Annotated in this window: 5 protein-coding genes; 4 read left to right on the top strand and 1 reads right to left on the bottom strand. The window is 61.0% G+C overall.

Annotated elements, in window-relative coordinates:
• Positions 1-9: 9 nt before the first annotated feature.
• Complete coding sequence (locus J7412_RS09115) at positions 10-1182, bottom strand: serine hydrolase domain-containing protein (protein WP_209078743.1); 1173 nt, start codon at positions 1180-1182, stop codon at positions 10-12.
• Between the two features lie 272 nt (positions 1183-1454).
• On the opposite strand from J7412_RS09115, the gene J7412_RS09110 reads away from it, so the two are divergent.
• From J7412_RS09110 to J7412_RS09095, 4 genes are all read left to right on the top strand, one after another.
• A complete protein-coding gene (locus tag J7412_RS09110) occupies positions 1455-4436 on the top strand; it encodes a calcium-binding protein (RefSeq protein WP_247743852.1) in 2982 nt (993 codons plus the stop codon).
• Positions 4437-4541: 105 nt separating this feature from the next.
• Positions 4542-5366 carry a glycosyltransferase gene (locus J7412_RS09105; protein ID WP_348540487.1) on the top strand — a complete coding sequence of 275 codons (825 nt, stop codon included), beginning with the start codon at positions 4542-4544 and terminating at the stop codon, positions 5364-5366.
• Complete coding sequence (locus J7412_RS09100) at positions 5363-6730, top strand: oligosaccharide flippase family protein (protein ID WP_209078391.1); 1368 nt, start codon at positions 5363-5365, stop codon at positions 6728-6730. The genes J7412_RS09105 and J7412_RS09100 overlap by 4 nt, the downstream gene beginning before the upstream one ends.
• A gap of 118 nt (positions 6731-6848) precedes the next feature.
• On the top strand, positions 6849-13265 hold the full coding sequence (locus J7412_RS09095; protein WP_209078390.1) for a type I polyketide synthase: 6417 nt from the start codon (positions 6849-6851) through the stop codon (positions 13263-13265).
• The last annotated feature ends 1 nt before the right edge of the window (position 13266 follow it).

Raw genomic sequence — 13266 nt, 5'->3', positions numbered from 1 at the left:
AGGACAGGCTCAGGTGAGCGCCGCTTGCACCAGTGCCTTGAGCTGCGCGCGGGTTGGGTAACTGCTGGACGGGGAGAGCTGGGTGAAGAAGACCACCGACAGCGACTCGATCGGGTCGATCCAGAAGAAGGTTGAGGCCATACCACCCCAGCTGAAATCGCCAAAGCTGCCGGGGCAGCGGGCGCGGGCAGGATCAAGCACCACCGCACCGCCAAGACCAAAGCCCATGCCTTCCATCGGCTGCTCGGCAAAACTTTGCGGCCCCATGGCGGCGATCTCGTCGGGGAGGTGGTTGTCCATCATGAAGGGAACGGTGCGTGGCGCGAGCAGACGTGTGTCGCCCAGCGCGCCACCGCAGCGGAGCATTTCAACAAAGCGCAGATAATCATCCATGGTGCCCACAAGACCGCCGCCACCGGAGAAAGTTTCCGTTTTCAGGAAAGGAGACCGCTCTGCGTTGTCCACTTCACGCAGCGTGTTGGCACCGACCTTTGCCGCGTTGAGCGCCATCGCGTCCCCCTCAAGCGGGGTATAAAGATCGGCAAAGCGCGACTCCGTTCCCGGCACAACTGAAAAGCCGGTTTCGGTCATGCCCAGTGGATCAAGGATTTCATCGCGGAAAAACCGCTCCAGCGATTTGCCGGAGACCACCTCGATCACGCGGCCCAGAATGTCGATGCCCACAGAATATTCCCAACGCTGCCCCGGCGCGAAGGCCAGCGGCAGGGCGGCGACTTTGTTCACAACGTCTTCGAGTTTGCCTTGGGTGGGTTTGAAGAGCAGATCTTCGGCATCCATCGCTTCTGCAACAAGACCCGGGTTGAACGGATAGGTCAGACCGCTGGTGTGGACGGCAAGCTGGTGCAGGGTCGGGCTGGCGCAGGGTTCCACCTGATCCAGCGATGTCGCGCCGGGGATCAGGGCATGGCTGTCGGCAAAGCCGGGGATGAACTCAGAAACCGGCGCGTCCAGATGCACCAGACCGCGTTCCACCAGCATCATCAGGGCCACCGTGGTGATCGGTTTGGTCATGGAATAGATGCGGGCAACGGTGTCGCGTTCAAACGGAAGGTTACGCGACAGGCTGCGCAGGCCGGTGGCATGATCAAACACCACATCGCCCTCTTTGGCGATCAGCAGGGCGCAACCGGCATATTTGCGATCGGCAACAAGCTGATCCATCCAGCCGGAAAGCACCTCCAACCGGCCGACATCAAACCCTCTGTCTTCGGGTAACGCTGTGCCGATCATGGTGCTGCTCCTCATTGTCATGCCTCACACTGCCTCTATGCCATCAAAATGAGCAAGGCCAGAAAAGCGTTCCAGTTTTTGAAAGGTGACGCAAAGCCACGCTCTGTTAAGCCTGATCGGCTTTGATGCGCCTTGGGAATCACAGCATAGTGGCCCCACGGATGACCATCCGGGCTGTAGAATACGCCGCTCAGGGAGAGAGCATGACCAAGACGACACAGTGGATCAGACGCGGCCTTGCTGTGTTGGCCACATTTTGCGCGGTGCAGTTGGCCGCTGCGCAGACGACCTCACAGACTGCGGACACGGCAGACGGCAAGACTGCGCAGGCGGTTTATGTCTATGGCAACAGTCTGGTGCACCACCTGACCGACAGCGATGAAACCACCGCACCGCATTGGATGGCAGTGTTTGCCAAAGCCGCAGGGACCGACCTGCGACTGGATGGGCAATGGGGCTTTTTGCGCGATTTTGCCCAAAGCGGCCGGCCCTCCGCCAATTGGCGATTTGAAGAGGTGCAACGCGGCTGGATGCGCGCTTATCGCAACTTTGCCGATATGGGCTGGGACAGTGTGCTGATCACGCCTGCAAACTTCATTCAGTATCGCGCACCAGAGCTGCCTTATGAGGGCGACAATCCTGAAAATTACTCCCCGGTCACCGCGACGCTGGACGTGATCGACAATCTGCAGGAACGGCTCGGCGATGCAGCGCCGGTGCGCTACGCGATTTATGAGGGCTGGGCCTATATGGGCAATCAGGTGCGCCGCTTCCCGCCAAATGCGCGCCAGCTGCGCAAATATCAGCGGTTCAACACCGGGGACTATCATGCGTGGTTTGAAGACTATGTGGATCAGCTGCGCGCGGCGCGGCCTGAGGTGCAGATTGACCTGATCCCCGTGGCCAGCGTGATGGCACAATTGCTGGATGGGGGCGTTTTGGAAGGCATGCCGTCTGAGGCGCTCTATTCCGACGATGCGCCCCATGGCACGGCGACCACTTACCTGCTGGCCGGAGCGATCACATATGTCTGGCTGTTTGAATCCGAACTGCCGCTGGCGGTCGCGTTGCCAGACACGATCCATCCGGATGTGCGCACCTATTGGGAGGCCGTGCGCGATGAAATTCACCGTCTGGTGCTGCGCCCGATTGAGGCGGCCAACAAAGGCGCGGCGCTGGAGCAAAGCGGATTTTCCGACGCAGTAGACAGCCCTTCGGAATTGGCAGGACTGGGGCTGGCCGATCCGGCGCTGTCCATGGGGCTGAGCGAGGTCAGCGATTGGGCGACGCAGCATCCGTTTCTCAACCGCATGAAGACTGCTCGCCCCTGGGTTGGCCATTTGGACGGGCGCTGGGGTGCCTTGAGTTTTGAGGACCTGCAGGATCGCGGGTTGGTCGATGAGGACGGCTGGATCTGGGGATTGCCTGAGGAGATTGAGGCGATTGAAACGGTGCTGTTCACCGATCAACCGGAGGAGTCCTCAGGACTCGCCGGACGCTACCGCGTCACCTGGCAGGGCAGCGGCGCGATAGAGCTCACCGGACGTGCGCGTGTGGTGCGGGAAGCTCCGGGAGAGATCTGGTTTGACTACACGCCCGGTGATGGGCTGGTGGGGATCAAGATCCGCAACCCGGATCCGGAGCTGTCAGGCGACTATATGCGCGACATCACAGTACTGTCGATGGCGCATATCCCGCTGTGGAACGCGGGTGCGATTTTCAATCCGGATTGGCTGAACGTGGTGGATGATCTGCGCCAAATCCGGTTCATGGATTGGATGCAGACCAATGGCTCCACGCAATCGCGCTGGGACGGACGCCCCTTGCCCAGCGATTTCACCTATGCCTGGCGCGGTGTGCCGGTTGAGGTGATGGTTGCGCTGGCCAATCAGATCGGTGCGGACCCTTGGTTCAACATGCCTCACCTTGCGGAGGCTGATTATATGACCCGCTTTGCCACCTATGTGCGCGACCATCTGGACCCGGAACTGGTGGCGCATGTGGAGTATTCCAACGAGCTTTGGAACTGGGGCTTTGAGCAAGCGCAATGGGTGTTGCGCGAAGGCGAGGCGCGCTGGGGCAAAGGCAGCGATGTGCAGATGCAGTTTGCCGGGATGAAAGCCGCCGAGATGGCGCAGATCTGGGGGGATGTCTTTGGCGACGCCGCAGAGGCGCGGTTGAGCCGGGTGATCGCGGTGCATACCGGCTGGCCCAGCTATGAGGACGGATTGCTGGAGGCCCCGCTGTGGCAGGCAGAGGGCAATCCTGCTCCGGTGAGCCTGTTTGATGCCTATGCTGTGACCGGATATTTTGGCGTTTCGCTTGGCGTTGAAGAGGGTGCGGAAACCGTGCGTGGCTGGCTTGAAGAGGCGCGCGCGGCGGCGGAGGCTGCGGGCAGTACGGAAGGCCTGCAACGGGTTGCCCTTCGTGAGTTTGTGGCGGAGCGGCGACATGATGGGCTGTTTGCCAAAGCCGCAGAAGCGCTGCGATCCGGCGATCTGCGCCGGATGACGCAGGAATATCTGCCTTACCACGCAGAGCGCGCGCGCAAAGCCGGGCTGGATTTCCTGATGTATGAGGGCGGCAGCCATGTGGTGGGCGTTGGTGTTGAGGCCAATGACGAAGCGCTCACGGATTTCTTCACCGCCTTCAGCACAAGCGAAGAGCTGGCCGGGGTTTATGATGAGATGCTGGTGGCCTGGCGGCGGCTGGGTGGAGGTGGCTTTAACGCCTACAGCGATGTGGGGCGTCCCAGCAAATGGGGCAGTTGGGGGCATCTGCGGCATCTGTGGGACAAGACCCCGCGCCAAGACAGGTTGACCGCCTACAACATTGACGGGCCGCATTGGACCGAAACCCGCGACAGGGATGCGTTTTTGCACGGCGGGATTTACCTGGGCAGCGACGGGCGGGATCGGCTCGAAGGCACCGGCAAGCGTGATGTGCTGCTGGGCGGGGATGGCAACGATATTCTGATCGCCCGCGGGCGGGGCGATCTGCTGCATGGCGGTGCCGGTCTGGATCGCGTGCTGCTGCCGGGCACCCGTGCAGACTACAGCTGGGAACGTGACGGCGCGCGGGTGCGTGTCCGCGCGGACGGGCGGGACTATCTTCTGACCGAAATCGAGGCGGTGGCCTTTGAGGATGCACCGGCATTGGTGCTGCCACTGTCCGGCTTTCTGTAGAGGGCAATTGAGACACAGGGTTGATAATGCAGGCAGATCCCCCTGCCCGTGTGTGATTGGCTCTGTTAGGGTCGCCGCGATTGATCAGAAGAAGGCATCCGCGCGGTGTTGAGCATCCTCATTCCAGCGAGCAATGAAGCGGCCCATATCGGGACCTGCCTTGAGGCTGTGCTGGCATCAGAGGGTCTGGCGCGTGCGCAGATTGTGGTGGCGGCCAATGGGTGCAGCGACAGCACTGTGACAATTGCCAAAGGCTTTGCGGAGCGCGCTGCACAGAAGGGCTGGGATCTGGTTGTTCTGGACCTGCCCGCCATCGGTAAGATTGGCGCATTGAATGCGGCGGATGCGGCGGCGGCTTACGAGATGCGTGCCTATCTGGATGCGGATGTGACTGTTGACGCAGCAGTGTTTGGCGAGCTGGCAGATGTTCTGACAACCGAGGCGCCGCGCTATGCCAGCGGGCAACTGCGCCTGAGCAAGGCCGCGACCTGGACGACACGGGCCTATGCGCGCACCTATGCCAAAGTGCCTTTCATCACCGAAGGCGTGCCCGGCGCGGGGCTGTTTGCGGTGAATGCTGCAGGGCGCGCGCGCTGGGGCGACTTTCCCGACATTATCTCTGATGACACCTTTGTGCGGCTGTCTTTTACCCCCGAAGAACGGGTGGGCGTGTCAGCCGGATATGATTGGCCTCTGGTGGAAGGCTTTGGTGCCTTGGTTCGGGTGCGGCGGCGGCAGAATGCCGGTGTGGGTGAAGTCTTTGCGCGTTATCCAGAGCTGGCGAAGAACGACAACAAACTGCCAGTGCGTGCGGGGCAAATGCTGGGCATGGCGCTGCGTGATCCGATTGGGTTTGGTGTTTATGTGGCGGTGGCCTTGGTTGTGAAATTCACACCGCAAAGGGCGCAGAGCTGGGAGCGCGGGCGATGAGCCGCCTGCAGCAGATCACGAAAGGACAATCGCTGGCCGCGCGCGCGTTGCGCAGCGGCGGGCTGACCATTTTGGGTTATGGCGGCAGTCAGGCGCTCAGGCTGGCTTCCAACCTGATTTTGACGCGGCTTCTGTTCCCCGAAGCCTTTGGCCTGATGAGCCTTGTCTGGGTGTTCATGCAGGGGCTGAACAACCTCAGCGATATGGGCGTGAGCCAGTCGATCCTGCAATCCAAACGGGGCGAGGACCCGGCGTTTCTCGACACGGCCTGGACCATTCAGGTGTTGCGGGGCGCGGCGCTGATGGTGATGACCTGGGCCTTGGCGGCACCGGCGGCGGCGTTTTATGACGCACCGGAGCTGGCGCAAATCCTGCCCGTGGTCGGGGTCACTCTGCTGATTTCCGGACTGTTTCCCACCAAGAAAGACAGCGCCAACCGCAATCTGGTTCTGGGCCGTCTCACGGCGATTGATCTGGGCGCGCAGGTGATTGGATTGGTGGTGGGTGTGCTGGCGGCCTGGGCCACAGGATCCGTGTGGGCATTGGTGGCCAGCGCGGTCACTACGCTGATCATCCAGCTGATTTTTTATCATCTTATGCTGCCCGGAGCAGGCAATCACGTCCGCTGGGAGCGCCCGGCGGCAAGGGAGCTGATCCAATTTGGCAAATGGATCTTTCTGTCTACGGCGGCCGGGTTCCTGCTGAGTCAGGGGGACAAAATTGTTCTGGGGAAATTCCTGAGCCTGAGTGCGCTTGGCATCTACAACATCGGCTATTTCCTCGCCTCCTTCCCATGGCTGTTGGGCGGGATGCTGGCGGGGCGGTTGTTGATCCCGATTTACCGCGAAAAGCCTCCGCATGAGAGCGCGGAGAACCGCGCGCATTTGCACAAGATGCGGCTGATGCTGAGCGGCGGATTGTTTGCGCTGCTAGCGAGCTTTGCGCTGCTCGGGCCGTGGCTTGTCGAGACGCTTTATGACCCGCGCTATGCACTGGCCGGTGGGGTGGTTGTGTTGCTCGCGCTGATGCAGATCCCTCAAATGATTGCGCTGACCTATGACAATGCGGCGCTGGCGGCCGGTGACAGCCGCGGCTTTTTCCTGCTTGCCGCGACGCGCGCCGGATTGGTGATGACGGGGCTCATCGTGGGAGGGACGCAGTTCGGCCTGACGGGAGCGCTGATCGGGCATGGTTTGGCGATGCTGCTGGCCTATCCGGTTGTCATCTGGCTGGCCTGCAAACACGCAGCGTGGGACGCGCGCCACGACGCTTTGTTCTGGGCTGTGGGCGTTGGGGTCGGTGCATTGGTATGGGCCTTGCATCAAAAGAGCATTTTCGCACTTTCTGCCCTCAATTTGCCCTGATTTGACCTTTCTGAAGTATGGTTGTGATTTTACTTTTAAGCGAAATGAAAGAGCTTTTTTGTAGAGGAAAGGCTGATCTCACGCGCGTTTGGCGCAGGTGACTTTGGCGGGCAAGAATTTGAGCGACACTGTAACGAAGACTGTCCAAGCGACAGATATTGCCATTGTCGGTATGGCGGCGCATTTGCCCGGCGCGGCCAGCATTGAGGAATATTGGCAAAATCTGCGCGACGGTATCCGCTCTATCAAACAGCTCAGCGAAGAGGACCTGCTGGCGAATGGCGAAAGCCAGGCGCGGCTCAACCACCGAAATTACGTGCCTGCGGCGGCGATGCTGGACGGGTTTGCCGAGTTTGATGCGGAGTTTTTTGGCCTGTCTCCCAAAGAAGCCGCGATCATGGACCCGCAACACCGCCAGTTTCTTGAGGTGAGTTGGGAAGCGCTTGAAAACGCTGGCCATATGCCGGAGCGCTTTGGCGGACCCATCGGGGTTTTCGCAGGCTGCGGCATGGGCAGCTATTTCTATTTCAACCTCTGCAGCAACCGCGATCTGGTGGACAGTACCGGCATGTTCCTGCTGCGCCACACCGGGAACGATAAGGATTTTCTGGCCACACGGCTGAGCCATATTCTGGACCTGAAAGGCCCCAGCCTTGGCGTGCAGACCGCCTGTTCCACCTCGCTGGTGGCGGTGCATTATGCGGCACAATCGATCCTGAATGGCGAGTGTGACATGGCGATTGCAGGTGGTGTCACCATCGAGCTGCCCCATGGGAGGGGCTATGTGTTTCAGGATGGCGAGATCCTGTCACCGGATGGGGAGTGCCATGCCTTTGACCATCGCGCGCAGGGCACAGTGTTTGGCTCGGGCGCGGGCGCGATTGTGCTGCGCCGGCTCAGCGATGCGATTGCTGATGGCGATCACATCTGGGCCGTGATCAAAGGCTCTGCGGTCAACAATGACGGCTCTGACAAGGCGGGGTATCTGGCCCCCTCTGTGGGCGGGCAAGCGGCTGCGGTGGCAGATGCGCTTTCGATTGCTGATGTCAGTGCGGACACGGTGGACTATGTGGAGTGCCATGGCACCGGCACCTATCTGGGTGATCCGATTGAAGTGGCCGCGCTGACCGAAGCCTATCGGGAAACCACTGAGGAGACCGGGTTTTGCCGGATTGGGTCGGTGAAAACCAACATCGGCCATCTGGACACGGCGGCAGGGGCTGCGAGCCTGATCAAAACGGCGCTGTCGCTGCACCATAAGGAGATGCCGCCAAGCCTTGGGTTTGAAGCGCCCAATCCGGCGATAGACTTTGAAACCAGCCCTTTTGCAGTGAATGCCGCGTTGGAGAGCTGGGATCGGCGCAAGGGGCCACGGCGCGCCGGGGTGAACAGCCTTGGCGTGGGGGGCACCAACGCCCATGTGGTGATCGAAGAAGCCCCGGGCCGGCCAGACAGCGCTGAAAGTGACTGGCCGCTGCAACTGATTGCGGTGTCAGGACGCGGCACAAAGGCTCTGGAAGCCAATACAGCCAATCTGGCGGCACATCTGAGGGCGCACCCGGAGCAGCCGCTGGCGGATGTGGCCTACACCCTATTGACCGGTCGACGCGCGTTTGAAAATCGTCGAGTTGTGCTGGCAGAAAGCCATGAGGACGCGGCGACGCTTCTGGAAAGTAATGATCCGCGGCGGGTGTTTACGCGCCGCGCAGAAGCTTCGCCAGATGTGGTCTTCATGTTCCCGGGCGGCGGGGCGCAATATGTGGGCATGGGCCGTGATCTCTTTGAAACAGAGCCTGTTTTTGCCGATTGGATGGAGCGCGGCTTTGCCCATCTGGCGGACAAAGGTGGCGAAGAGCTGCGCGCGTTGTGGCTTGCGACGGGCGAGGATGTTGCAAAGGCTGAAGAGCGGCTGAAACGGCCAAGCCTGCAACTGCCGCTGATCATGATGGTGGAATACGCACTGGCGCAGCTGTGGATCAGCTGGGGTGCGACGCCTGCCGCACTGATCGGGCATTCCATGGGCGAGAATACGGCCGCCTGTCTGGCAGGTGTGATGTCGTTTGAGGACTGTCTTGGGCTCGTGCATCTGCGCGGACAGCTGTTTGACCGGGTGCCCGCAGGCGGAATGCTGTCGGTGCCTTTGCCGCTGGCGGAGCTTGAGGCTTATCTGGGCGAAGATCTGGACATTGCCTCGGTGAATGCGCCCACACTCACCGTGGTTTCAGGCTCAGACGTGGCGCTGGATGTGCTCGCAACCAAGCTGGCGATGAAGAAGATCGACACGCAGCGTGTGCCAATCAACATCGCCGCGCACTCGCGGATGCTCACACCGATCCTAGAGGAATTTGGCGATTATCTGCGCAGTATTGACCTCACTGCGCCAACCTTGCCGATCATTTCCAACCGCACCGGTAAAGCGCTGCTGGATCACGAGGCGACGGACCCAGAATACTGGGTCGGGCATCTGCGCCATACCGTGCTGTTTGCTGATGGCATCTCTGAGCTGGCCCAGAAATCCGGACGGATCTATCTGGAGGTCGGCCCCGGCAAAGCCCTGTCATCGCTCAGCAAAATGCATGCTGAAGTGAAAGCGGATCAGGTGCTGTCGTCGCTGCGCCACCCGGAAGAACAGACCGCTGATGATCTCTATTTCCTGACCGTTCTGGCCCAGCTTTGGACCTTCGGGGTGGATGTGGATTTTGAGCATCTTTGGGGAGAGCTGCCCCGTCAGAAAGTTGTACTGCCCACATATGCGTTCCAGCGCAGCCGCTATTTCATTGAGCCGGGGCGAGGGCAGGCTGACGCGGCAGATGAGCTGCTGATGCGGCTGCAGGACACCGCCGACTGGACCTACGCTCCCGTATGGACGCCGCGGCTGGCGGAATGCGAGATTGATGTTGAAACCGAACTGGAGCGGGCAGAGCGGCGCAGCTGGCTGATCTTTGTTGATCAAGGCGGCACTGGGTCGGCCCTGGCAGACAAGCTGCACGCCGCAGGTCAGGATGTGGTGACGGTCATCACCGGTGATGCCTTTGCCGAGCTTGGCCCGGATGCCTATGCGCTGGCACCGGAACGCGGGCGCGAGGGCTATGATGCGCTGATGCAGAGCCTGATGGCAAAAGGGCGCGCGCCAGATCGGATTGTCCATCTGTGGCTGCTCACCGAAGATGAAAGCCATCGCCCCGGATCGAGCTTCTTTCATCGCAATCAGGAACAGGGGCTGATGAGCCTGTTTTTCATCGCGCAGGCGGCGAGCGAAGAGAACCTGCCAACCCCACTGCACATCACAGCTGTGAGCAATGGCGCCGTGCAGGCGCGCGCAGAAGCCCTGCCCTATCCGGAAAAAGCCACCGTGCTTGGAGCGGTGCAGGTGATGGGCCGCGAGCTGCCCGGGGTAAGCGCAAGCCTGCTGGATGTGGAGACACCGAGCAGAAAGACACTTGGCACGCTGATCCCCCGCCTTTTGGAGGAAGTGCTGGCCCCACCCAAAACGCAAATCGCAGCGTGGCGTGGGGAGAAACGGCTTGAGCGCGGCTATCGCAAAGTTGCGCTTGAAGGCGATGATATGCCCGCCTGGCAACAGGGTGGCACCTATCTCATCACCGGTGGATTTGGCGGCATTGGGCTTACATTGGCGGAACGCATGATCCGCGAAGCGGGTGCAAATGTTGTTCTGCTGGGACGCGAGAGCCTACCTCCGCGTGAAAGCTGGGCACACTACCTGCAAAACCATGCCCCGCAAGATCGCGTGGCGCAGCGGATGCGCGCGGTAAAGCGGCTCGAAAGCCTTGGTGGCAGCGTGCTGCCGCTGGCGGCGGATGTGTGCAACATTGATGAGATGGCCACAGCGGCCGCTGCCGCGAGAGAGGCTTTTGGCGAGATCAACGGCGTGATCCATGCGGCGGGTGTGATTGATGACGGCCCCCTGTTGGCAAAGACCTCTGCCAGCATCGAAGATGTGCTGGCGCCCAAGCTGCACGGCACGCAGGTGCTGGAGCAGCTGTTCCCGGACGGCAGCCTTGATTGGCTGATGCTGTTTGCTTCCTCTTCCACTGCCACGGCCCCTGCAGGGCAGCTCGATTATGTGGCGGCAAATGCCTATCTGAATGCCTACGCACAGGCGCGCGCAGGCGGAAAAACGCGGGTGCGCGCAATCAACTGGGGGCTATGGACCGAGGTCGGCATGGCAGCAGACGCCGTGGCGGCGCGGCAAGGCAGCCCAACGGAGGCGCCGGTTGAGGCGATTGACACGCCCTTGCTCACAGGGGCCGGATTTGATACACAGGGCAACCGCATCTTCACTGCCGACCTGACAGCGCAGGACTGGATTTTGGATGAGCATCGCACCGGAGACGGTGCGGCGGTGATGCCGGGAACCGGCTATATTGCATTGGCGTATGAAGCATTGGCTGCGCAGGGGGAAAGCGAGAGCTTTGCCATCGAGGACCTATTGTTCCTGCGCCCCTTGCATGTGGCGGAGGACGCGGATTGCGCGCTTCGCGTCACCCTGCGACGAAGCCCTGCTGGCTATGCTTTTGCTGTGCAAACGGCAGTGCAGTTTGACGGGCAAAAGGGATGGCAGACACATGCGGAAGCGCAGCTCGTTCCTGTGCGCGAAACACCGGAGACGCCGCTGAATGTTTCTGAGCTCGCGGCGTCCTGTCCGATCACCAACGATGGATTTGGCGCAGCATTGCGCGCGCCGCAGGAAGCGCATATGCGCTTTGGGCCGCGCTGGAAGGTGCTGCGCGAGACCGCTCTGGGCGAGAAGCAAGGCTTAGCAAAGCTGCGGATTGATGCCCAGTTTGACGGGGACGGTTTGCAGATGCACCCGGGGCTGCTGGATATTGCCACCGGTTGGGCGATGGACCTGATCCCCGGATATGCGCAAGGACATTTGTGGGTGCCGGTGGGATATGCGCGACTGGCCCATTTTGCGCCGCTGCCTGAAACTGTGGTGAGCCATGTGCGGCTGGTGAGCGGAGACAGCACGTCAGGCTCAGCACGGTTTGATGTGTCGCTGGCGGATGCTGCGGGCAACATATGTGTCAAAGTGAGCGAGCTTGCCTTGCGGCAAGTGGAAACCGCTGCCGGTTTCACCAAGGCACAGCCCTTGAGTAAGAGCGAAGTTCAGTTTGCAAACCCCGGTGCAGCGCTCGCCCCGCTCTCTGCAGCAGAGGAGCGGCTGGCCCACAATCTGTCCCAAGGCATACCACCCGAAATTGGCGCCCAGATGTTTGAGGCGGCGCTGCGTGATCGACGCGCGCAACTGGTGGTGTCCTCGCTGGATCTTGCCGCGTTGATCAAGCAGGCGGAGGCCGGTGTTCAGGAAGACGCAGGGCCGACGCAAAGCTTTGAACGGCCTGAATTAGAGACTGATTTCATCGCCCCACGCACGGATATTGAGCGCACGCTGGCCGGGTTCTGGCAGGAGCTTTTGGGTGTTGAGCAGGTTGGCGTGCAGGACAGTTTCTTTGATCTCGGCGGGCACAGCCTGATTGCGGTGCGTCTGTTTGCCATGGTCAAGAAAGCCTGGTCGATCGACTTCCCGATTTCGGTTCTGTTTGAAGCGCCGACCATTGAGACCTGTGCCGCGCTGATCGCGGATCGTGTCGGGGATCAGGGACCACAGACCTCCGCGCAAAACGCAGATAACCTTGACGACACCAAACCGACGACGCGCTTCACCCATCTGGTGCCGATGCATCAGGGGGAAGGTGGCTCCAAAACGCCGTTTTTCCTTGTGGCCGGAATGTTTGGCAATGTGTTGAACCTGCGCCATCTTGCGCATCTGATCGGCGCGGACCGCCCGTTTTACGGCCTGCAGGCGCGCGGGTTGTTTGGGGATGCACAGCCCCATGATGATCTGGTGGACGCCGCCACAGACTACATCAAGGAGATGAAGCAGGTGCAGTCGGAAGGGCCTTATCTGTTGGGAGGTTTCTCTGGGGGCGGGATCACCGCTTATGAAATCGCGCGACAGCTTGAGGCCATGGGCGATGACGTCCGGCTGGTGGCGATGCTCGATACCCCTTTGCCCGTGCGCCGTGCGTTGAGCCGCGCCGACCGGATGCGCATTCAGCTGAAGGAGCTGCGCACCAAAGGTGTGGCCTATCCGGTGATCTGGGCCAAGAATCGCATCGCCTGGGAAATCGCAAAACGCCAACCCGCGCAGGAAACCGAGGCGCAGGGGCAGCAGTTCCATGATGCGGAGATCGAAGCGGCCTTTTTGCAGGCTGTGGCGCGCTATCAGGTGCAGAGTTGGAGCGGCAACCTCGCCCTCTTCCGTCCGCCGCTTCGGGGCAAATGGGCCCTAGGCAATGGACGCTTGGTGGATCAGGACCGTGCCTATGTGTTCCACGACAATGATTGGGGGCAATGGGTACCGGATGTGCAGGTCTTTGAGGTGCCGGGCGATCATGATTCCATGGTGCTGGAACCCAATGTGCGGGTGCTGGCAACGCGGCTGAAGGCGGTGATTGCAGCGGCGGAAGCTGAGGCTGCGCCGCAAATGCTTCGGGAGGCCGCGGAATGAG

The sequence above is a fragment of the Shimia sp. R9_3 genome (genome assembly GCF_017743755.1).
GTDB lineage: Bacteria > Pseudomonadota > Alphaproteobacteria > Rhodobacterales > Rhodobacteraceae > Shimia.
Note: the sequence above shows the minus strand (reverse complement) of the source record. Positions and strands in the feature narration are given on the sequence as shown.